The organism is Micromonospora luteifusca (genome assembly GCF_016907275.1).
GTDB classification, from domain to species: domain Bacteria; phylum Actinomycetota; class Actinomycetes; order Mycobacteriales; family Micromonosporaceae; genus Micromonospora; species Micromonospora luteifusca.
The window spans coordinates 6,195,103-6,215,993 of sequence record NZ_JAFBBP010000001.1; the positions used below are offsets into that span (position 1 = coordinate 6,195,103).

Here is a 20,891-nt window from a genome sequence, read left to right on the forward strand (position 1 = left end):
CTAAAGATCAGAATGGGAACGCTCCCAAACCAACTGTTACATCCATGAGCCTAAATATCAATACTGATCTATTTATGGTGGGATGTGGATCGAGCTGACCCGGGAGCGCCGCCGGGCGCAGATCCCGCCACCCACCGGACGGCGTGGCACGGGTTGCCGACTCGACGCCGGATCAACGACGGCCTGAGCGCCGAGCTCAGCAGCCACCCGGCATGGTCAAAGCCCGGCTGCGGCGTCGTACCGGCGGCGCTGGTCGGCCATTTCCGAGTCGGCCAGCGCCTCCTTGAGCGCCAACTCCGCGTACGTGCCCGGGAACATCTGCCGCAGCCGGTCGGTGAACATGACGTCGGCGGTCGCCTCGACCACCTGGATGCCCGGAGGGTCGGTGGACATGTCCATGATCACTGGGCTGGCCAGCTTGACCGCCACGTCCCAGGGGCGCTTCTGCTCGGCGACCCCGCAGAGGTGGAAGCCGTAGACCGTCCGCACGTCGGCGAGTGTGGTGACCTCCGCCGGCTCGTAGCCGTAGACGCGGACCCCACAGATCACCGGCGGCTTCTTCTCCTCGGTGGTCACCTGCTGGGCGCCGTGTCCGGCGTGGTTGTGCTGCCCCGGGTCCGCCTGCTCGAGCGTGGTACGCATCCGGTTCATGATCTGTCCTTGCAGATCCGCCGGCTCAGCCTCCGGGCCGGCCCGGTTGAGCAGTACGACCGCGCCGGCCGACACCGCCAGCACGATCACCGCCACCCACACGAAGCGGTTCCGGTACCAACCCGCGAAACTCTCTCGGGAAATCATGATTGCTTCTCACCTCGTCGCCGGTTCTGCTGCGCTGGCAGGCCGAATCGGACGCCCTCGACGTGTCAGACGTCGAGCGCGTCGACCATCGGGGGACGTGCCGGGGGATAGGTGCGGCGGGCGAGCATGCCTGCCCGGCAAAACGCCCGTCGTTATGGCGATGGCCCGGCGATGCGGCATGCGAGCGTCTGCCCAAAGCGGCGCGCTGCCGGCACTGCGATGCTCCCGTGCTGGCCGTTCTCAGCACGGTTGCCCCCGCGCTGCGGCGATATGAGCCATTCCAGCACGCCTGGGCCCGTCTGGCAACATCGACGAACATAAGCGTGGATTCGGTCGCCATTCTCGGCGCCGACGGGGGATATCTCGCCGAGCGGAACCACGCGCCTTGCTCATCTCGCTGACCAGCATGGTCGGTAGCGAGATGCCCGTGGCTGCCCGGCGACGTCGATGACGGCGGGATAGAGCATTTGCGTAAGTCAATGTATGGTGGGAACGCTCCCAGACCGCGCCCACCACCCCACTCGCTCGAGGAGCTGAAAACATGTCGCGACGGCGTCATCGCCCGGCCACCATGCTGGCCGGGCTGCTCGTTCTAGCCCTGTCTGCGTCTCTGCTGCCACCGGCGCCGGTGGTCGGCACCGCCGAGGCCAGCACATCCCACACCCGCGCTGTGCCACTCGCTGAGCTGACCGTGGTCTCCGAACAGGTGGCTTTCGGTCTGCAGCGTCCAATCGCGATCACCGGTCTGCCGGACGGCAGGATGTTGATCGCGGAGAAGAACGGCACCGTCCGCGCCTACCACCCCGACACCGGCTTGGCGGCCGAGCCGGTGCTCGACCTGACCGCCCGGATCGACACGTCGGACAACGAGCGTGGCCTCCTCGGCATCACGCCTGCGCCGAACTTCGCGCGGACCGGGATCCTCTACGTGGCCTACACGAGCCTCCCGGCCGGCGCGCTGACCCTGGCGCGAGTGCCCATCAGCGCTCCTGAGCGGGTGCAGGTGCTGCTCACCCAGGAGCACGCCGAGTACGGCAACCACAACGGCGGACAGGTGGCGTTCGGCCGCGACGGCTACCTCTACTGGTCTCTCGGCGACGGCGGCCACACGAACGACCCGTTCAAGTCAGGTCAGAACCTCGGCACCCTGCTCGGCAAGATCGTGCGGATCGACGTCAACCGCTCCTGCGGCGGGAAGCCCTACTGCGTGCCCTTCGACAACCCCTTTGTCCGCACGGCGGGCGCGCGACCGGAGATCTGGGTCTACGGGCTGCGCAACCCGTGGCGGTTCTCCATCGACCAGGCTGACGGTTCGCTGTGGATCGGTGATGTCGGCCAGGGCCTGGTGGAGGAAATCAACCACATCCGCCCATCGCAGCGTGGAGCGAACCTCGGCTGGTCCTGCCGAGAGGGCACTCCGATCTTCGACCCGGGGCAGTGCCGGCCGGGCGTGCGGTACACCGATCCGGTCTTCGAATACGAGCATTACATGACGGAGAGCTGCTCGGTGACCGGGGGCGTGGTGTACCGAGGGTCCGCCACCCCGGAAGCGCGGGGGACCTACATTGCGAGCGACTACTGCTCGACCCTCGCGTTCGCCGTGCGTCCCAAGCCGACAGGCGGCTACGAGAACGCGATAATTGGCAACTTCCCCACCCAGCCGACCGCGTTCGGCACCGACGTGCAAGGCGAACTGTACGTGCTCAGTGACCTCCCGGGCTTCCTGAGTCGGGTGCGGTTCGAGCGGGTCCAGTAAGCCCTCAGCGGCGGGGCGGCGATCCTCTGAACCTCGGGGCAACGCCCGCCGCACCCGCAACACCCCTCGGGGACGGCCGCATCCGAGCGGCCGTCCCCGGCTTACTTCGATACGGGCGCCGGGTGCGTTTCTTCATGAGCGACCTGAGCGCGCCGGGCTTGACCTCCTCGACCCAGCGATCAGCGACCGGTTCGCCAAACTAGAGATCTTCGGCGAGGACGTCGACATGCCGCTGTCAGTACGGCCAGTTCATGCAGCGCCGGCCCGTCGTGCCCGGCAGCGAGCCGCTCCGTTGCAAACCAGGGCACCCGCTCACCTCGACGCTGCACAGCGCGTATTCAGCGGCGATGAATTCCGAGCTGTTACCCATCGGTTGGTTCCTGCTCGCGCAGGAGCGTGCGGGTTCGCATGAGTGCGAAGCCGAGCAGGTTCAGCCCTCGCCATCGTGCGGGGTCGGTGGCGTGCGGGTGATCGGCGGCCAGGCCGATGCCCCAGACCCGGTCGGGTGGACTGGCCTCCACGAGCACCCGCTCACCGGTGCCGAGCAGGTAGGAGCGCAGCGCAAGTTGCTGGCCGAACTTCGCCGCGTTGCCGGCCACCACGATGTCGTAGCGGTGCTGCTCCCATGTCTGCTGGTTGAAGCCGGTGACCTGCTGGCCGAGGGCCTTTGCCGCGTGCGGGTGCGCCACCGCCAGAATCTGGGCGGCGATCGCTTGGTCGCCGAACAGGGTGGCCTTGCGCCACATCATGTAGTGCTCGGCCGTGGCGAAGCGCAGCCCGTCGATGGCGAACGGTGCCGGCCACCACTGACTCAAGCAACCGGCCCCGATGCAACGCGGCTATTCATGTGCGGCCACTCGGTGCTTCCGAGGGCTCACCCCGCGGCGACGTTTGAAGGCGGTGCTCAGGGCGAAGGGGCTGCCGTAGCCGACCTTATGGGCGACCGTACTGACGGTGGCGTCCCGCTCGCGGAGCAGGTCGGCGGCAAGGGCCAGCCGCCACTCGGTGAGGTATGACATGGGCGGTTCGCCGACCAGCGCGGTGAACCGGCGGGCCAGCGCGGCCCGGGAGACCCCGGTCTGGGCAGCCAGTGACGCCACGGTCCAAGGTTCGGCGGGGTTGTTGTGGAGTATCCGCAGAGCCCGGCCGACCACGGGGTCGCTGTGTGCCTTGTACCAGGCAGGAGCCTTGGCCCCGGGGCGGGCGAACCATTCGCGCAGCGTGGCGATCAGCAGAAGGTCGAGCAGGCGGTCGAGCACGGCTTCCTGGCCGGGGTCGTCCTTCACGATCTCGGTGGCCAGTAGCGGAACCAGCGGCGAGTCCCAGGACTCGCGCGGGACGAGCACCAGCGGCGGCAGCGCGCCCATCAGGCGTTGACCAACCGCGCCCTGCATCGTGTACGTGCCGGTGAGCAGGATCGTCGGACCGTCCAGCCCGTTGCCCCAGGTGCGGACGCCCAGCTGGGTCATCTCGAACAGTTCCTGGCCGTCCGGCGTGGTGCAGCGCTGGCCCGGATGGATGACCACCTGCGGTGTCGTGGCCGGGTCGTCGGCGACGCGGTACGGGTGGGTGCCCCGGATGATCGCTACGTCCCCGGGGCCGAGCCGCACGGCCACACCCTCATCGGGGACGATCCAGGCGTCGCCTCGGACGATGGTCACCAGGGTGAGCGGCGCCTCGTCCTTGATGGCTATCGACCAGGGCGGGGTCAGGATCGAACGGAGCAGGAACGCGCCCTGCGCCCGGGGGCCGTCGAGAAGACCGGAGACAACATCCACGTAGACGATTGAACATGAAAACGCGCGTCTTGGCTATGTGCAGTCTCACCGGCCCGGTCTTGAATGTACTTATGACGAACGAGCAAGAGCGAAACATGATCCTGGTCCTGGGTGGCACGGGCAAGACCGGCCGCCGCGTCGTAGAGCGGTTGCGGGACGCGGGAGTGCCGGTCCGGGTCGGTTCCCGGTCCGCCGAGCAGCCCTTCGACTGGACGGACCAGACGACCTGGGCCCCGGTGCTCCGGAATGTCAACGCCGTGTACGTGTCCTTCTACCCGGACCTCGCGGTGCCGGGCGCTCCCGAGGCCGTCGGCGCGTTCGCCAATCTAGCGGTGGCCTCCGGGGTCACCCGGCTGGTGCTGCTGTCCGGCCGGGGTGAGGAGGAGGCCCAGGCCGCCGAGAAGCTGATCCAGTCCGCCGGGGCCGAGTGGACGATCCTGCGGTCGAGTTGGTTCAGCCAGAACTTCAGCGAGGACTATCTGCGGGAGCCGGTGGTGGGTGGCGAAGTGTTTCTCCCGGTCGGGACCGTGCCCGAGCCGTTCGTGGACGCCGACGACATTGCCGAGGTGGCCGTGGCGGCGCTGACCGGGGGCGGGCACGCGGGGCAGCTCTACGAGTTGACCGGACCGCGGCTGCTGACCTTCGCCGACGCGATCGGTGAGATCGCCCAGGCAACGGGCCGGCGCATCGACTTCGTTCCGGTCTCCGTCGAGGAATACGCGGGGGCACTGGCCGCCGAGGGTGTGCCGGTGGAGGTCGTCGAGTTGTTGACGTACCTGTTCACGACCGTGCTGGACGGCCGTAACGCCCTGCTCGCGGACGGGGTGCAGCGTGCCCTGGGTCGTCCGCCGCGCGACTTCACCGACTTCGCCAGGGACACCGCCGTCACGGGCGTGTGGGACAGGACGTAGGAGGCGGAGGCTCGCCGGGTGACGGACGGGATCACGGCCGGGATGACAGGACGGCGACCTCGGGGAACTCGTCCGGTGAGCCGTAGCCGTGCTCGGCCAGCCAGCGCACGTTGGTCAGGCATCGCAACGACCACCATGCGCGGATGAGGTCGCGGTCCACGTCGGTGCCGTAGCCGGCGAGGACGTCGCCAAGGTGCTCCTGGTGTCCGAGCGTGAGGATGGCGAGGTCGAAGAGCGCGTCGCCCTGGGATGCCTCGGACCAGTCGACGACGCCGGTGACCTCGTCACCGGCGACGAAGACGTGGTCGACCTGCAGGTCGCCGTGGATGAACACCGGTGTCCACGGCCGGAGCGCGGTCTCGGCGAGCCGGCGGTTGCGTGTGACCACGTCGGCGGGAAGGACGTCGTTCGCGACGAACCACTCGCACTCGTCGGCGAGGAGCGATGCGAGCTCGTCGAGGCTCCGCCCGGGCCATGGCGGCAGCGGCGCGTCGTGCAGCATTCGAGCGGCGGCACCCGCCGCGGCCCACGCGGCCGACGAGGCGGTAGACGGCTCGCCGAGGTGGCCGAGTGCTGTCCCCGGGAGAGCGGCGAGCGCGAGCACGGGCGGCTTCCGCCACAGGATCTCCGGGGTTGGGATCGGCGCCATTGCCATCGCCTCGACCTCGACGTCGGTGCGGGCCTGATCAGCGTCGATCTTCACGAACACGTCGCCGACGCGCAGGGTCGCGCGCTCGCTATGGGCGACGACTACTTCGACCTCGTCCACGTCCATGTCGGCATCATTGCGCAGATGACCCCCAACGTCGCCTTGCGGCATTGTGGGCGTCGATCCGTCGCGTGGGAGCGGGGCGGCTCGACGCTCGGCGGCCGGCGGCCTGGCTCCAGGACGCCGAGCACGCCGACTGCCCAGGTTGCGGCCGGCCGATGGATCGCTACCCCCTGCGGAGCCGTCGTCGCACTACCCTCACCAGCATGACGCGTCACCTTGTCGTGCCGGGTCGAGGAGTTCCCTTCCCCGATCACTGGTCGCGCGGCTGGGTCAGGGATTTCCCGGAGTACCAGTGGGCGCCCGAGCCGCCCGGGCCACCGTACGTCGCCGCCGAACGGGTCGCCGCGTTGCACGCCGCCATCAGCGCCGACAGTGAGCCGGCGGTCCTCGTGGCGCACAGTGCGGGATGCCTGACCGTTGCTGTCTGGGCGAGCCAGCACGTTGGTCCCGTCCGTGCCGCCCTGCTGGTCACGCCGCCGTACGTGGATCCGGACTGGACTCCCGATCCTCACGAGGCCGTCGATGTCTTCATCGGCGACGTGCCACGCGAGCCGCTGCCCTTCCGCTCGATCCTGGTCGCTAGTCGCAACGACCCAAGTGCCACGTTCGAGCAGTTCGAAGCGTACGCGCGAGACTGGGGCTCGGAACTGTTCGACGCGGGCGCAGTCGGGCACCTGGACTCCAAGACCGGGTTCGGCCCATGGCCCGACGGCCAGCGTCTGGTCCGATCGTTGGCCGTGCGCGCCACGGTCGCGTCACTGGTCTGAGTGGCCGCGCCGATCTGAGCCGGAGCTGCAGCACCCAGCCTCCGCCGCGGGCGAATCTGAACGAGCGTCTTCGATGCCTTGACACTCCAGATGCGATCGCTAACACTTGTCCGCAACACGAATTTAATCAATAGACCACATGGCGGCATACCCGTGGTTGGCTCGTGCGGCACGGTGCCCACCGCCCAAAGCCGCACATCCGCAAGGTATGCACAGCGCAGTGATGTTAACGCTAACAGGCGTGATCATCGAGCAATCGGCAGCGACACCTGGCACGCCGCCCACCACCGGCTCCCCGCGCCGCCGGCAACGGCACCAACCGCGAGACCGCCATCGGCCGAATGGAGTTTCACGCCGACGGCAGCATCCGCCCGTCGTACCGACTCTCCAGCCGATTCGTCAGCGCCTCCGCGAAGGAGAAGGACCCATGTCGAGACTCTTCGCCCGGCTCTGCGCGGTGTCGGTCGCCGCCTGCCTGCTGTTCACCACCTGGTCGGCGGCAACGCCGAAGGAGGCGGCCGCGCTCGATCCGACCGTCGGCTACCTGATGGCGCACTTCACCGGCGAGTCGTCGACCGACCAACAGATCTACCTCGCCCACAGCACCGACGGCCTGCGCTGGACGGACCTGAACAACGGCGGGCTCGTACTGCGTTCGACCGTCGGCACCCGAGGCGTTCGCGACCCCGCCCTGGTCCGCTCGCCCGGCGGCGACCGGTACTGGATGATCGCCACCGATCTGTGCATCGGCTGCGGCCAGGACTGGTCGACCGCGATCAACAACGGCAGTCGCAATCTCGTCGTGTGGGAGTCCACCGACCTGGTCAACTGGTCGGCGCCGTGGCTGCTGAACGTCGCCGGCGCGATCCCGGACGGACGCAACGCCTGGGCTCCGGAGGCGATCTGGAACCCGGCCACCGGCGACTACGTCCTCTACTGGGCGACGAACGTCCCGCTCAACGGGGTGACCAAGCACCGCATCTACTACGCGCGCACGGCGAGCTTCCGCAGCATCACGACGCCGCAGGTCTACATCAGCCGGCCGGGCAGCCAGGAGATCATCGACACCCAGATCGTCGAGGTACCGACCGGCGTCGGCGCCTACCGTTACGTCCGGGCCTCCCGGGACGGTCAGATCGCCATCGAAGGCAGCAACTCCATCCTCGGCACCTGGACCAACCTCGGCACCCTGTCCGGCATCGGGCTGACGGGCGCACAGGTCGAAGGCCCGATGTGGATGAAATTCAACTCCCGCGACGAGTGGGTTCTCTACCTTGACCAGTACTCCACCGGGCGCGGCTACCTGCCTGTCCTGACCACCAATCCGTCGAACCCGGGCGGCTACCGGCTGCCGGCGTCCGGCTCGTACGCCATGGGCGGCACCAGGAAGCGGCACGGAACGATCCTCAACCTGACCGCCGCCGAGCAGAACCGCGTGCTCGCCCGCTGGCCCGCCACCGCGGTCACCCGCATCCAGTCGTACAACTTCCAGGACCGGTTCGTGCGGCACGCCGATTACGACGTCCGCATCGACCCGAATGTCAGCCCCGCCCAGGACGGCCAGTGGCGGCTGGTGCCCGGCCTCGTCGGCTCCGGCACGGTCTCCATCCAGTCGGTCAAATACCCGGGCTACTACCTGCGCCACTACGGGTTCGACTTCCGGCTGGAAGCCAACGACGCCACCGCCACCTTCGCCGCCGACGCCACCTTCCGGCAAGTCGCCGGCCTCGCCAACTCCTCGTGGACGTCGTTCCAGTCCTACAGCCACCCGGACCGCTACATCCGGCACTACAGCTACCTGCTCCGGCTCGACCCGGTCGCCGACGCGCAGAGCCGTGCCGACGCCACCTTCCGCGTGACCAGCTGAACTCTCTGCACCTTCGAACCCGGAGAGGCAAGATCTAGTGATTGGACATCGCATGGAACGGATCAGCCGGTCGTTGCGCCGGACGATGGTCGCCCTGGTGACCGCGATGACGGCGATGGTCGGCGGTGTGGTCTTCGTTGCGTCGTCGCCTGCCACTGCCGCCACCAACCAGTTCCGAGGCATGAACTGGGCCATGTTGGGTGACAATTTCAAGACCAGCCCGCTCGTCGTGCAGGGCCTCAGCGCGTCGGACAGCAATGCGACCGTACGGGCCAAGGCCAATGCGCTCTACGACGACATGGCATCCACCATGGGGATCAACACCATCCGGTTGCCCATCAACACCCACACGGTGGGTACTGCCTGGTGGGAGGCGTACCGAGGTGCCATCGACGCCGCCACCGCCCGCGGATTCAAAGTCATCCTCGCCTACTGGGAGGACGGTGCCGCCTCCGGCGGCAGAATCACGAATCTCGCCGCGTGGAACGCGATGTGGTCCACGGTGACCAACGCGTACGGCTCGAACACGAACGTCTACTTCGAGCCGATGAACGAGCCGCACGGTTACAGCTCGGCGGAGTGGCGCAACGTCGCCGCGAACTGGCTCACCTACCACTACTCGGCGGTGCCCAGCCGGGTGTTGATCGGTGGCACCGGCTTCAGCCAGGACCTGCGCGACATCTGCAACGACAGCCGCTTCAACGCGACGCTGCTGTCCTTCCACTACTACGCCTTTTTCTACGGCGCGATGACCTACGACGCCTTCCGCAGCCACATCCAGGCCCGCCTCGGCAACTGCGCCTCCCGCGCGGTCGCGACCGAGTTCGGCGCGCCCATGAACGACGGCCGCAACTACGCCGACGCCGGCAGCACCGACAACTTCGTGCGCTACATCCGGGCCATGGCCCAGGTCATGCGGGACAACCAGATGGGCGGCACCTACTGGCCCGCCCTCGGTGGCAAGACCGGCACCATTGGCTACGACTGGTACTCGATGTTCGCCCTCACCGGCAGCGGCACCGACCTCAACCTGACCGTCCGCAACACCTCCGGCGCGGATCGGATCCGGTACGCGTGGGGCGACGCCATCGGCGGCGACCCGACGACGCCTCCACCGTCGACGGGGACGTTCTACCGGATCACCGTGCGGCACAGCGGCAAGGCCATGGACGTCCAGTCACCGAACACCGACAACGGCGCACGTGTCGGTCAGTACACGTACGGCGGCAATGCCTGGCAGCAGTGGCAGTTCCAGGATGCCGGCAGCGGCTACTGGCGCATCGTCAGCCGAAACAGCGGCAAGTGCCTCGACGTGGTGAGCGCGTCGACCGCCGACGGTGCCGAACTCGTCCAGTACACCTGCGGCACCGGGACCAACCAGCAGTTCCAGATGGTCTCCAACGGCAGCTACTTCCAGCTCCGGGCGCGACACAGCGGCAAATGCGTGGACGTACCGGCCGCATCGACCGCGGACGGCGTGGTCCTCAAGCAGTATTCGTGCAACACCGGCACCAACCAGCAGTGGTCACGCACGGCCGTCTGACGAACGTCTCCGGTCACCGCATGATCATCGATGGTTCGTGAGGACAACCGAAGATCGTGCGGTGGCCGCGGGCCACAGCGCAACCCCCACCGGGTGGCGAGCCATCCTTGCCGAAGCGGCGCGGCGGCCACCAGCGGATACCGCATTCGTGGTATGCCGCCGGCCGCCATCTTCCGTACCGTGAGCGGGTGACGTTCGAGGCGTTGCGGCGCTGGTGGGCGACGGTGCCGCCGTGGGTCGGCGAGTCGGCCCTGGTGGTCGTCGTGGCGGTGGCGACCGTCTTCCGGATCCGGGCCGGCGTGCTGCAGCCCGGGGACCGGCCGCCGGACCAGGCGGCGTACCTGCTCGGGCTGGCCATGTCGACGGTGCTGCCGCTGCGCCGCCGCTGGCCGGCGCTGGTGCTCACGCTGGTCACGGTGGGCTGGCTGGCGTACCACATCCTCGACTACCCGGGTGGGGCGCCGGCCGCGCCGATCTGGGTCGCGCTCTACACCGGTGCCGCCGCGACCGACCGGGCCGCGTCGATGCTCGTCGCCGCGTTCCTGATCGCGTCCGATCTGCAGGGGCGCGTCGCCACTCACCACCTCGACCCCCTCGATCCCACTCTGGACGGCTCGTTCGGTGTCTTCATCGCCGCGCTCCTGCTCGGCGAGGCCGCGCGCAGCCGCCGCCACTGGCAGGCCGAGACCCGGGCCCGGCTCGCGCTGCTCACCGCCGAGCGGGATCGGGCGGCCGAGGACCGGGACCGGGCCGCGGCGGAGCGCCTTGCCCGGGAACGGATCCGCATTGCCCAGGAGCTGCACGACATCACGGCGCACACGATCGCGGTGATCGGGGTACAGGCCGGGGTGGCGGCGGAGACGCTGAAGGACTCGCCCGAGCAGGCCCGGGCGGCGCTCGGCGCCGTACGCCAGGCGAGCCGGGAGGCGATGCGCGACCTGCGCGCGGCGGTGGGAGTACTGCGCGACGGCACCCCGGCCACGGCCGATCCGCCCGGCGACGCCGATCCGGCGGACACCGGTTCACCCGAGGGCGTCCCGCTCGGCGCCGCACCGGTCCAACCGGAGCCGCCGGCGCCGAGCCTCGACCGGCTACCGGTGATGGCCCGAGCCTGCGGGGCCGGAGACGGACCGACGGTGGCGCTCACCTGGCGCGGCGACCGCCGGCCACTGCCCCGGGCGGTCGAAGCGACCGCGTACCGGATCGCCCAGGAGTCGCTGACCAACGTGCTGCGGCATGCCGCAGCCAACCGGGTCGACGTCACCGTGGAGTATCTGCCGGACGGACTGCGACTGGAGATTGTCGACGATGGCACTCAGCCGGCCACACCGGGGACCGGATTCGGCATCCGCGGGATGGCGGAGCGGGCCGGCAGCCTCGGCGGCTGGCTGACCGCCGGCTCGGAGCCGGCCGGCGGCTTCCGGGTGCGGGCCTGGCTGCCGGTACGGGAGGCGACGACGTGATCCGCGTGCTGGTGGCCGACGACCAGATCCTGGTCCGCGGCGGGTTGCGGGCACTGCTGGAACGGGCGGACGACATCGAGGTGGTCGGCGAGGCCGGCGACGGCGCGGAGGCGATCGCGTTGACCCGGGCGCACCGCCCCGACGTGGTGCTGATGGACATCCGGATGCCGGGGACGGACGGGCTCACCGCGGCCCGGCGGATCCTCGCCGACGACCGGCTGCCGGGTGTACGGGTGCTGATGCTGACCACGTTCGAGCTGGACGAGTACGTCTACTCCGCCCTGCACGCCGGGGCGAGTGGATTCCTGCTCAAGGACATCGAGCCGGAGGAGTTGCGGCAGGCGGTGCGGACGGTGGCCCGCGGCGACGCGATGCTCGCGCCCACCGTGACCCGGCGACTGATCGCGGCGTTCGTCGGCCGAGCGGCCGGTCCGGCGGTTCCGGCGGCGTCGTTGGCCGCGCTCACCCAGCGGGAGCGTGAGGTGATCACGCTGGTGGCGGCAGGGCTGTCCAATGCGGAGATTGGGGTACGCCTGACGATGAGCCCAGCGACGGCGAAGACGCACATCAACCGGGCGATGGTGAAGCTGGGCGCCCGGGACCGGGCGCAACTGGTGGTCTTCGCCTACCAGTACGGCCTGACGGATCTGCCGCCGTCGCGGTAGCCGGCGCCTGGACGGCTACCGCGCTTGCGGTAGGGCGACGACCGCGTTCGCCGGACGGATCGATTCGGATCGAACCATAGCGTCATCGGCATGACTACTTACTCGCAAGAAGCGCAGGAACTGCCCAGGTCGTACCGGCGGATCGCGGGGGTCGGACTGCTGCTCGGCCCGGCGTTGAGCGTCGTTGGCACGTTCTACTGGCAGGACGGCGGCGTGCAGGGAGTCGACGCCGCGGTGTTCAACGTGCTCTCCTCCCTGGCCTGGCTGGTCGGCCTCGTCGGGGTGTTCCGGGCGATCGAGCCGCGGGCACCCCGGTACGCCGCCATCGCCCTGCCGCTGGCCTGCTACGGGGTGCTCGGCGGGGTGGCGTTCGGGCTGCAGGGCATGCACGAGGAGTTGTTCGGCGTCTCGCACGGCGATGCGGTACGGCTGCTCGAGCCGTACCCGGTGGCCGGGTCGCTGCTCTTCTGGTTCGCCGGCCCGCTCTTCCCGATCAGCCTCTTCCTCCTCGGCCTGGTGCTGGCCCGGGTCCGGGCCGTGCCGGTGGCGATCGGCGGGCTGATCTGCCTGGGGGCCGTGGTCTTCCCGATCAGCCGCATCCCGCGCGAGGTGCTGATAGCGCACGTCGCGGATCTGCTGCTCCTGCTCCCGTTCCTCTACGTCGGGATACAGATGATCACCGGGCGGCTGCGTCCCCGGGCGGCCACCAGGTAGGACGCCCACCGCAGAGCCAATGCTCTCGCGGCGGGCGCCCACCGACGTTCGACCCGCAGCCCTACCGGCTCCGAACCTGCCTTAGCTGCGTGTGCTCCACTGCTGGTTGGCGCCGCCGTGACAGGCCCAGAGGTGAAGTTGCGTCCCATTGGCCGTGCCGGAACTGATGGCGTCGAGGCAGAGCCCCGATTGGGCTCCGGTGATGGTGCCGTTGGAGTTTAGGTTCCACTGTTGGTTGGGTTGGCCGTTGCAGTCCCAGATGATGACCGCGGTGCCGTTGCTGCTGCCCGCCCCGCTGGCGTCCAGGCACTTGTTGCCGTAGACGGTCACGGTGCGGTTGGTGGTGTGGGTCCAGCGCTGGTTGGTGCCACCGTGACAGTCCCACAGTTGCGGGCGGGCGCCGTTGCTCGTGCTGGAGTTGGGTACGTCGATGCAGCGGCCGGACTGGCTACCGGCGATCAGCACGTTCTGCTGGCCGGGCGGCGGGGTCGATGGCGGGGGAGTGGTGGGTGGCACGGTGGACCCGAACTGTGTGAAGAACCGCCACACCTCCTGCTTGACCCAGCTCCGCGCGCCGCTCTCACAGCCGGCGCACCCGTCCACGGGACCCTGCTGGTGGCCGCCGTCGAAGGCGGCCCAGACCACCGGATATCCGGGCTGGCAGGAGTAGGCGGTGGTGATGTGGGTCAGGCTGCCAGCCCTCGGCTCGGGCGGGTTCTGTGCGGCGCAACCGTTGTTCCGGACGAACCTGTCGCGCAGCGACCGTCCGCTGGGGATGTTGTCGTTGATGCCGTGGATCCCCAGGTATGCCACTGGCTGGGTGCCGCCGCTGCATCCGCTGATCGCCCCCGGGGCCGCGATTGCCGCGACCGCACGGAACACCGTCGGCCGGGAACACGCCAACGAGTAGCTCATCGCGCCGCCGTAGCTGAACCCGACCGAGAAACGTTGCGTCGTGTCGATACAGAGCGCGTTGTCGATAGCCCGGATCATGTCGTCGGTGAAGGTCACGTCTTCACCATTGGAGTTGCCCCAGCCGTTGTTGAGGCCCTGCGGGGCGACGAAGATCGTGGTGTTGTTCGACTGGGAGAGCATGCCGTAGTAGGCCCACGCGGCTCCGTCGGTTCCCCCCGACGCGACCTGACTGGCGGTGCCGCCCAACCAGTGGAACCCGAAGGCCAGCCGGTGGGGATAGTTGTTGTTGTAGCTGTCGGGCAGCCGAAGGATGAAGCTGCGGCTCTTCCCGCTGCTCTGGATGGTGTGGGTGCCGCTGTTCAGTCCGGGCGCCTTGCCGCAGCCGGCAGTGGTGGCCGCGGCCGCCGGTGCGACAGTCGTGACGACGTACGCTCCCACAGCGGCCAGCACCATGACAGCCATGGCTACCCCTATCCAGGGGCTGGAGAATTTGCGAAGTGGCACAGTCGAGCCTCCTTGTTCAGGAATGAAATTCGCCGGGCTCAGCTCCGGCTCCATCGTTGGTTGGCCGCACCGGTGCAGTCCCAGATCTGGACGCGCGTGCCGTTGGCCGTGCCGTTGCCGACCAGGTCCAGGCACCGGCCCGAACCAACTGCGGTGATCGAGCCGTCGGCGTTGAGCCGCCACTTCTGGTTGGACTGACCGTTGCAGTCCCAAATGATCACCGAGCTGCCGTTCGCGGTGCCGGCGCCGCTGACGTCGAGACACTTGCCGCCGAAGACGCGCAGCTCCTGAGCGGCGGTCGAGGTCCAGCTCTGGTTGCTCTGGCCATGGCAGTCCCAGATGATCGCCGCAGTGCCGTTGGCCTGCGAGGCGCCGTTGACGTCCAGGCACCGTCCAGAGGACGTGCTGCGCAGGGCCGACGTGCCGCTCGGCGGCGGGGTGGTCGGCGGCGCGGTGGTCGGAGGCGAGGTGGTCGGACCCGACGTCGGATCGGTGCTACCGAACTGGGTGAAGAATCGCCACACCTCGCCCTTGGTCCAGGTCCTGGCTCCGCTGTCCCCACCGCCGTCCACCGGGCCGGGGGTGTGCCCGCCGTCGAAGGCGGCCCACACCACCGGATAGCCGGACCGGCAGCCGGAGTAGGTGGTGGTGACGTGGGTCAGGCTGCCCGCCCTCGGCTCGGGCGGATTCTGTGCGGTGCACCCGTTGTTCCGCACGAACGTGTCACGCAGGGACCGTCCGGCGGAGACGTTGAGCACCGGGTCCCCGATGCCATGGATCCCCATGTACGCGACCGGCTGGGTGCCGCCGCTGCACCCGCTGAGTTGCCCGCCGGAGTAGACCGCGACAGCGCGGAAGACACCGGCCCGGGAACAGGCCAGCGAATAGCTCATGCCTCCGCCGTAGCTGAAGCCGAGCGCGAAGCGCTGCGTGGTGTCGACGCAGAGGTCCGCCTCGATCACCCGGATCATGTCGTCGACGAAGGTGACGTCCTGGCCGCCGGGGTTGGCCCAGCCGTTGCCGTTGCCCTGGGGGGCGACGAAAATGGTGCTGTTGTTCGCCTGCTGCCGCAGCCCGTAGTAGGACCAGGCCGCCCCGTCGGACCCACCGCCGTCGACGTCGTTGGCGGTGCCGCCGTTCCAGTGAAATCCGAAGATCAACCGGTAGGCGTGGCTCCTGTCGTAGTTGTCGGGAATCCTCAGGATGAAACTACGGTTCTGGCCGCCGCTCTGGATGGACCGTTGGCCGCTGGTCAACGTGGGCGCCTTGCCGCACCCGGCGGTCGCTGCGGCCGCCGCGGGGTTCGCGGCCGACGCGGTGGTGCTCAAGCCACCGGCCAGCGCCGCCGCGCCCACGGTCACGACGGCCGCCGCCGTCGCGAGAGAAGCAAGGATGGGTCTACGTCTTGTCATGAGGGGGCTCCCGCCGCTCGGCACGAACTGATTCAGGGGGTGGGTCTACGGCGACCCGCACGCCGCGGCGACGCGCCACTCCCGGTCCTCCGCCGACCACACGTGACGCGGACGAAACCCCAGAAGGCGCGATGTGCCCACGGTGTCCGGCCGGCTCATCGCCACAGGTTCCTGCCACCGGTCTCGCCGCCCATGCGAGACCAGTGGCTCGTCGAATCGTTGGTGGCCCGCTCCGCATGCGCCCGAACACCACGCGCCCGACCGCCGGACGGCGCCGGAGCATCCGGCTCGGCGTCGAATCGATTCGACTCGACTCGACTCGACGCTAGATCGTGCAGTGATGGATGTCAATGATGCGTTCGGCAGGGCAGCCCTCACCCGGCCCGCACCGCGGTGAAGACGGCCTGGAGCCGAGTGGCCAGGTCAGGCGCTCTTGAGATCGGCCGCGCCGAAGGAGACCGCGAATCGCTTGCACCAGATGGAGACGCTCCGGAAGTCGCGTGGGTCAATCGATTCCGGCAGCTCGTACACCTGGTTGCCCTGATTGCCCTTGAGCCGTGCCAGCTCGACCCATTCGCCATCATCGAACACCCGCCAGCCGGCCGTGCCCTGGGTGACCGGTTGGTCGGTCAGCCACACCCGCAGGTCCGGACCGTTCGACGTCTTCAGGTCCCGAAGGACGAGCTGGTGGCGCCCGTCGGCGAGCCGGTGAATCTCGGCAGTGCCGGTCGTCCGGTGCTCATGGGTGACGAACTCGCCAGCGGTCACGATCCCGATCGCCGCTGGTGCGGCCGCCGAGGTCGCGGGGGCCGGGTTCGCGGACGCCGGGGTAGGGGTGGCCGATGTCGTCCCTACGCGGGGAACTGCTTCGTCGACGTACGTATCGGTGAACAGCTTCCACGGCTGGAACCAGTAGAGGGCCAGAATCGCCACGACCACAGCGGAGGCGAGACCGGCCCGCGCCAGCGGCGACCGGAAGATCCATTTTCCCACCCCCGCAGCGTACGGCCGCGGAAGCCGTCGAACTGGTCGCCGACCCTTTCGGAACGCTTACGAACGCGAGCGTCGAGCCTTGGCATTTGCGCTGGATCTCGGCGGCTGATCGGCTCGGCCTCAGGTGTCGTAGAGCCCGTCCCATGGCTCGTGAAATCCGAGGCGATCTGGGTACAGCTCGACCCAGTCGACGTGGCGGCCGTCGCGGGCCCGGTCGCCGGACTCATCGATCAAGCCGAAGATGACGCCGTCCTGGTGGGTCTGGAACAGTTGAACAGCGATGTCGCCGTACGACTTGCCGGGCAGGCCCGCGAGCAGCCCGTCGAGGGTCTCATCCAGAGCGGAGCGATCCTCGACCCGTCTGATCGTTGAACGCCGGTATGCCCCATCGTGGTCGAAGAGATGCACATATGCGTGGTGGTCCCACGCCGACGCGAGGAACAACCCGTCGTCGTAGCTGCCAATCCTGTCCGTACGGTAGTCAGGCTCGTGCGCAATAGGAATCAGCCGAGGTACGGGCACCCGGTCAACGTAGCGTGCGAGTTTCGCCGCCCGCGAGTCGCGCGCCGAAACAGAACTGGTGAGACTGGTTTCTGGCAGCCTGTCGCGGTTGGGGTCGGGTGGGTGAAACGGACGCGTCACCCTGGCGTGACCGTTCAAACGGTACGGGCCGTGGAAGAGCGCCCACCAGCGCTTCTGTGCAACCGCACACCGCCGGTAACCGTGAAGGGGCTCAACCGGGCAAGGCAGTCGTCGCCGCGGTCGAAGGATCGGCGAGGTCAGTGGCCGCTGGCGGCGAGTCGGATTCCGAAGCCGGCTATCACAGTCCCGGTGATGCGGTCCACCAGTCGGCGGGCCGTGGGACGGTTCAGCACTGTGCGCAGCCGACGTGCCAGTACGACCAGCACGGCGGACCAGGCAGTACCCAGGAGGATATGCACGCAGGCCAGGAGCACACCGAAGGCGAACGGGGAAGCGCCGGAGGGGATGAACTGTGGTAGGAGCGCGACGTAGAACACGCCTACCTTAGGGTTCAGGAGGTTTGTCAGCGCGCCGCGACGCCACCCGGGATAGAAATCGTTGCCGGAGGTCCCCGGTTCGTCGACCGGTTGGGCCGCCTGCTCTGGTCGACGACGGCGCGCGGCCCACAGCATGCTCAGCCCCATCCAGATCAGGTAGCAGGCGCCGGCCCACCGCAGCACGTCGTAGGCCAGGCGCCGCCACGTTGCTAACGGTTACTTCGGCGGCCGGAGCCGCCGTAAAGATGGACACGGTTGTCGACCTCGCGGTCCAGTTCGCCGCTCAGAAACCGGTCGGGTGCAACGTCGCCGTTGCTGACATGGACCACCCAGTCCTCGTAGTACCAGTTGGGGTTGCACGCGCAGTCGGTGAACCGCAACCGGAAGTTGGCCCTGTACCGGCCGACCTGTCCGGGACTGAGGGTGAACAAGCGGGTGGACATCTCCGCCCGAGGGAACGCCGCCCGGCCGGGCAGGCGCTCGACGGTTACCGCCGGGCCGTCGAGGGTGAGCCACAGCGTGAGGCCGCGGGCAATGTTCACGTCGCCGGTCAGTAGGTCGTCGCGGCGCGCGTAGTTGGCGGCCTCATCGGCCAAGACGTCATGGACCAGGACCTCGCCTGTTGGCAGCGGCGCAGGAAGTATCACTGCCTTGTTGAGTCCTCGACGGGCGTTTGCCTCTGGCGCGCCGCGCCCGGCGGCGCTCCACCGCACGCGTACCCGCTGGATGACGATCACGCCCCAACCATGGCCCACGGCCTGCACGCCTCGCCAGCCGATATCCGCTCCTGCCTTTGACCGGGCGGACCCGAAGATGTCAGCCATGACGGTCCCGGTCGTCAGTCGGGCGACGCCCGCTTGTGGGGAGTTGAGTGCAGTCGATCATGCCGGGGAACGGATGCCGGGCCGAGGATTACCGTTGGCGGAGTGAGTACTCACTCCGTATGGTTCAGGTTATGACCGAAGCACCGAGCCGGCGGCGTGCGCCGGGAATGAGCCCCGACCAACGTCGAGACATGGTGGTGCGAGCCGCTCTACCGCTGATCGCCGAGTACGGCGCGGCAGTGACCACCGCCCAGATCGCCCGGGCCGCCGGGATCGGCGAAGCGACCATCTTTCGCGTCTTCGCCGACAAGGATGCGGTCCTGGACGCCTGCGTGGCCGCGGCGCTCGACCCCGGCACCGTGCTGCAGGAACTGAACACCATCGACGTCGAGCAGCCGCTGGCCAACCGGCTCCTAGAGGCAGCCGATGCCCTCGACGCCTACCTGGGCCGCATGGGCGCCGTCCTGGGTGCCCTGCACGCCTCCGGTCTGCCGAACCGGCGCGGCCAACGCGACCGCTCAACACCAGACCGACCTGTCGAGCGCTCCACCGGGCGCGACAGCGCGCAGGCCGCCACCCGGCAAGCCATCGCGGAATTGTTCGAACCCGACCGTGACCTACTGCGCCTGCCCGTGGACGTGCTCACCGACGCCTACCTGCGCCTGCTGTTCGGCCGCACAACCAGACCGGGCGAACAGGTGGCCGAACACGACCAGCGGCAACTCATCGACCTGCTCCTGCACGGTGCCGTACGCCCGCAGGACCGGCAATGACCAACGGACGCCGTGCTACGCGGCGTCACCGCAGCCGCAACAAGCCGGGGGACCCGTCATACCGAGAAGCCGCGCCCCTGTCGCGACCGAGGGGAGGTCCGGTTTCGCTACGCTTTCCCGATGGCCCACCTGCCAGAGACGTGGTGCGTTCCGGTCGTTCGTGCGGACTTCCGCGCTGACGATGTGTGGGAGCAACTCAAGGACGAGATCGTCAGCCCCACAGACGAGGGCTTCGTGGCCCGTGTCGAGTTCGTCGAGGACCGAACGCTGATTGGCCTCAGCGACACGGCAATCACGGCCGGCTATCCTCGCGCCTACCCGCGTCAGTACCGGCACCCGGTGGTGTTCGTCGTCGACGCCGTCACCGTCTCGCTGCCGGAGCGTCCCCTGCTCGTCGTCAACCTGAACGAAGGCGACGACACAGGCCCGTTCAGGACACTGCCACGGCAGGTCCAGGCTATTGAGAACAACCTGTCGCTCGCCAACATGGACTTCTTCGAGTTCGCGCGGTCGGCAGGCACGGACGGCGTCTTTCGAGGCTTCTGAGCGCAATGCCCGCCGGCTCAACGCGGGGCCCGGATGCACTGATCGGCTGGCGCGCAGTCGGGGTCCATCGTGGAGAGAGCGTGCGGTGTACCGTCGCCGCATGACGGTGCTGCAGGAGTTTGTCGCCGCTCTTTCCAGCGGCCGGATCCAGGTTGTCGACCTCACCGCTCCGCTCTCGGACCAGACCCCGATCCTGGGTCTGCCCGAGCAGTTCGGCCAGACCTGGCCGTTCCGGCTCAGTGAGATCAGCCGGTACGACGACCGCGGTCCGGCCTGGTACTGGAACAACTTCTCCACCGGCGAGCACACCGGCACGCACTTCGACGCCCCGGTGCACTGGGTCTCCGGTCAACAGGGCGCGGACGTGTCGCAGGTCCCGGTGAGCCAGTTGATCGCCCCGGCGGTCGTGATCGACCATGCTGCCGACGCCGCCGACGACCCTGATTTCCTGCTCGAGGTCGAGCACATCAAGGCGTGGGAGGCGGATCACGGTGCCCTGCCCGCCGGTGGCTGGCTGCTCTACCGCACCGGCTGGGACGCGTACGGCGACGACCCGGAGCGGTACGCCAACGCCGGGCGTACCCCGGGCATCTCCGTCGAATGCGCCCGCTGGCTGGCCGAGGAGTCGCCGATCCAGGGCGTCGGGGTGGAGACGGTCGGCACCGACGCGGGTGCCGCGCACTCGTTCGACCCGCCGTTCCCGTGCCACTCGTTCCTGCTCGGCCAGGAGAAGTACGGCCTGACCCAGCTCCGTAACCTGGCGCAGTTGCCGGCGACCGGCGCGGTGGTGATCGCCGGACCACTGCCGATCGTCTCTGGGTCCGGCAGCCCGTGCCGGGTCCTCGCGCTGGTCGAACGGTAGGACCGGGCC

20 protein-coding genes and 1 pseudogene are annotated in these 20,891 nt (G+C 68.8%); 11 read left to right on the forward strand and 10 right to left on the reverse strand.

Features of this window, described 5'->3' with window-relative positions; translation table 11 throughout:
* Positions 1–216 precede the first annotated feature (216 nt).
* Complete coding sequence (locus JOD64_RS28005) at positions 217–798, reverse strand: hypothetical protein (RefSeq protein WP_204944989.1); 582 nt, start codon at positions 796–798, stop codon at positions 217–219.
* A 541-nt stretch (positions 799–1,339) separates the two neighbouring features.
* Here JOD64_RS28005 and JOD64_RS28010 point away from each other — a divergent pair.
* A complete protein-coding gene (locus JOD64_RS28010; RefSeq protein ID WP_204944990.1) occupies positions 1,340–2,554 on the forward strand; it encodes a PQQ-dependent sugar dehydrogenase in 1,215 nt (404 codons plus the stop codon).
* Between the two features lie 362 nt (positions 2,555–2,916).
* On the opposite strand, the pseudogene ybiA reads toward JOD64_RS28010, so the two are convergent.
* Positions 2,917–3,384, reverse strand: a pseudogene (gene ybiA / locus JOD64_RS28015) (riboflavin biosynthesis intermediates N-glycosidase); the annotation flags it as partial.
* Positions 3,385–3,393: 9 nt separating this feature from the next.
* Positions 3,394–4,332 (reverse strand): AraC family transcriptional regulator, encoded by a 939-nt coding sequence (locus tag JOD64_RS28020; RefSeq protein ID WP_204944991.1) that lies wholly within the window; start codon positions 4,330–4,332, stop codon positions 3,394–3,396.
* A 71-nt stretch (positions 4,333–4,403) separates the two neighbouring features.
* Between JOD64_RS28020 and JOD64_RS28025 the strand changes: the two genes are divergently transcribed.
* Positions 4,404–5,243 carry an NAD(P)H-binding protein gene (locus tag JOD64_RS28025; protein WP_204944992.1) on the forward strand — a complete coding sequence of 280 codons (840 nt, stop codon included), beginning with the start codon at positions 4,404–4,406 and terminating at the stop codon, positions 5,241–5,243.
* A 31-nt stretch (positions 5,244–5,274) separates the two neighbouring features.
* Here JOD64_RS28025 and JOD64_RS28030 read toward each other — a convergent pair whose 3' ends face one another.
* Complete coding sequence (locus JOD64_RS28030) at positions 5,275–6,018, reverse strand: phosphotransferase (protein ID WP_204944993.1); 744 nt, start codon at positions 6,016–6,018, stop codon at positions 5,275–5,277.
* Positions 6,019–6,218: 200 nt separating this feature from the next.
* Between JOD64_RS28030 and JOD64_RS28035 the strand changes: the two genes are divergently transcribed.
* The 6 genes from JOD64_RS28035 to JOD64_RS28060 all read left to right on the forward strand — a co-directional run bounded on the left by JOD64_RS28035 (position 6,219) and on the right by JOD64_RS28060 (position 13,034).
* The gene (locus JOD64_RS28035) at positions 6,219–6,782 is read left to right on the forward strand and encodes an RBBP9/YdeN family alpha/beta hydrolase (RefSeq protein WP_204944994.1); all 564 of its coding nucleotides are present in this window, start codon (positions 6,219–6,221) and stop codon (positions 6,780–6,782) included.
* 427 nt (positions 6,783–7,209) lie between these two features.
* Complete coding sequence (locus tag JOD64_RS28040; protein WP_204944995.1) at positions 7,210–8,649, forward strand: glycoside hydrolase family 43 protein; 1,440 nt, start codon at positions 7,210–7,212, stop codon at positions 8,647–8,649.
* Between the two features lie 52 nt (positions 8,650–8,701).
* Complete coding sequence (locus JOD64_RS28045) at positions 8,702–10,192, forward strand: RICIN domain-containing protein (protein WP_204944996.1); 1,491 nt, start codon at positions 8,702–8,704, stop codon at positions 10,190–10,192.
* Positions 10,193–10,380: 188 nt separating this feature from the next.
* Positions 10,381–11,655 carry a sensor histidine kinase gene (locus tag JOD64_RS28050; protein ID WP_307813731.1) on the forward strand — a complete coding sequence of 425 codons (1,275 nt, stop codon included), beginning with the start codon at positions 10,381–10,383 and terminating at the stop codon, positions 11,653–11,655.
* Positions 11,652–12,320: a response regulator transcription factor gene (locus tag JOD64_RS28055; RefSeq protein WP_204944997.1), complete on the forward strand. Its 669-nt coding sequence runs from the start codon at positions 11,652–11,654 to the stop codon at positions 12,318–12,320. The genes JOD64_RS28050 and JOD64_RS28055 overlap by 4 nt, the downstream gene beginning before the upstream one ends.
* Before the next feature lie 90 nt (positions 12,321–12,410).
* Positions 12,411–13,034: a hypothetical protein gene (locus tag JOD64_RS28060; protein WP_204944998.1), complete on the forward strand. Its 624-nt coding sequence runs from the start codon at positions 12,411–12,413 to the stop codon at positions 13,032–13,034.
* An 81-nt stretch (positions 13,035–13,115) separates the two neighbouring features.
* On the opposite strand, the gene JOD64_RS28065 is transcribed toward JOD64_RS28060, so the two are convergent.
* The 6 genes from JOD64_RS28065 to JOD64_RS28090 all read right to left on the reverse strand — a co-directional run bounded on the left by JOD64_RS28065 (position 13,116) and on the right by JOD64_RS28090 (position 18,701).
* Positions 13,116–14,411, reverse strand: coding sequence for a ricin-type beta-trefoil lectin domain protein (locus tag JOD64_RS28065; RefSeq protein ID WP_204944999.1), 1,296 nt, complete (start codon positions 14,409–14,411; stop codon positions 13,116–13,118).
* An 80-nt stretch (positions 14,412–14,491) separates the two neighbouring features.
* Positions 14,492–15,865 carry an RICIN domain-containing protein gene (locus JOD64_RS28070; RefSeq protein ID WP_204945000.1) on the reverse strand — a complete coding sequence of 458 codons (1,374 nt, stop codon included), beginning with the start codon at positions 15,863–15,865 and terminating at the stop codon, positions 14,492–14,494.
* Between the two features lie 423 nt (positions 15,866–16,288).
* Entirely contained in the window at positions 16,289–16,858 is a 570-nt protein-coding gene (locus JOD64_RS28075) for a DM13 domain-containing protein (protein WP_204945001.1), read from the reverse strand.
* A gap of 120 nt (positions 16,859–16,978) precedes the next feature.
* Entirely contained in the window at positions 16,979–17,500 is a 522-nt protein-coding gene (locus tag JOD64_RS28080) for a hypothetical protein (protein ID WP_204945002.1), read from the reverse strand.
* 137 nt (positions 17,501–17,637) lie between these two features.
* Positions 17,638–18,060, reverse strand: a complete 423-nt coding sequence (locus JOD64_RS28085) for a LysE family translocator (RefSeq protein WP_204945003.1) — start codon at positions 18,058–18,060, stop codon at positions 17,638–17,640.
* Between the two features lie 26 nt (positions 18,061–18,086).
* Positions 18,087–18,701 (reverse strand): hypothetical protein, encoded by a 615-nt coding sequence (locus JOD64_RS28090; protein WP_239559699.1) that lies wholly within the window; start codon positions 18,699–18,701, stop codon positions 18,087–18,089.
* Between the two features lie 131 nt (positions 18,702–18,832).
* On the opposite strand from JOD64_RS28090, the gene JOD64_RS28095 reads away from it, so the two are divergent.
* From JOD64_RS28095 to JOD64_RS28105, 3 genes are all read left to right on the forward strand, one after another.
* Entirely contained in the window at positions 18,833–19,474 is a 642-nt protein-coding gene (locus JOD64_RS28095; RefSeq protein WP_204945004.1) for a TetR/AcrR family transcriptional regulator, read from the forward strand.
* A gap of 120 nt (positions 19,475–19,594) precedes the next feature.
* The gene (locus JOD64_RS28100) at positions 19,595–20,020 is read left to right on the forward strand and encodes a DUF6924 domain-containing protein (RefSeq protein ID WP_204945005.1); all 426 of its coding nucleotides are present in this window, start codon (positions 19,595–19,597) and stop codon (positions 20,018–20,020) included.
* A 100-nt stretch (positions 20,021–20,120) separates the two neighbouring features.
* Complete coding sequence (locus JOD64_RS28105; RefSeq protein WP_204945006.1) at positions 20,121–20,882, forward strand: cyclase family protein; 762 nt, start codon at positions 20,121–20,123, stop codon at positions 20,880–20,882.
* Positions 20,883–20,891 lie beyond the last annotated feature (9 nt).

Coding starts and splice junctions, on each gene's coding strand:
- JOD64_RS28060 (WP_204944998.1), top strand. CDS start 12,411: ATGACTACTTACTCGCAAGAAGCGCAGGAACTGCCCAGGTCGTACCGG.
- JOD64_RS28010 (WP_204944990.1), top strand. CDS start 1,340: ATGTCGCGACGGCGTCATCGCCCGGCCACCATGCTGGCCGGGCTGCTC.
- JOD64_RS28035 (WP_204944994.1), top strand. CDS start 6,219: ATGACGCGTCACCTTGTCGTGCCGGGTCGAGGAGTTCCCTTCCCCGAT.
- JOD64_RS28040 (WP_204944995.1), top strand. CDS start 7,210: ATGTCGAGACTCTTCGCCCGGCTCTGCGCGGTGTCGGTCGCCGCCTGC.
- JOD64_RS28030 (WP_204944993.1), bottom strand. CDS start 6,018: ATGGACGTGGACGAGGTCGAAGTAGTCGTCGCCCATAGCGAGCGCGCG.
- JOD64_RS28065 (WP_204944999.1), bottom strand. CDS start 14,411: ATGGCTGTCATGGTGCTGGCCGCTGTGGGAGCGTACGTCGTCACGACT.
- JOD64_RS28070 (WP_204945000.1), bottom strand. CDS start 15,865: ATGACAAGACGTAGACCCATCCTTGCTTCTCTCGCGACGGCGGCGGCC.
- JOD64_RS28105 (WP_204945006.1), top strand. CDS start 20,121: ATGACGGTGCTGCAGGAGTTTGTCGCCGCTCTTTCCAGCGGCCGGATC.
- JOD64_RS28005 (WP_204944989.1), bottom strand. CDS start 798: ATGATTTCCCGAGAGAGTTTCGCGGGTTGGTACCGGAACCGCTTCGTG.
- JOD64_RS28095 (WP_204945004.1), top strand. CDS start 18,833: ATGACCGAAGCACCGAGCCGGCGGCGTGCGCCGGGAATGAGCCCCGAC.
- JOD64_RS28100 (WP_204945005.1), top strand. CDS start 19,595: ATGGCCCACCTGCCAGAGACGTGGTGCGTTCCGGTCGTTCGTGCGGAC.
- JOD64_RS28045 (WP_204944996.1), top strand. CDS start 8,702: ATGGAACGGATCAGCCGGTCGTTGCGCCGGACGATGGTCGCCCTGGTG.
- JOD64_RS28090 (WP_239559699.1), bottom strand. CDS start 18,701: ATGGCTGACATCTTCGGGTCCGCCCGGTCAAAGGCAGGAGCGGATATC.
- JOD64_RS28025 (WP_204944992.1), top strand. CDS start 4,404: ATGACGAACGAGCAAGAGCGAAACATGATCCTGGTCCTGGGTGGCACG.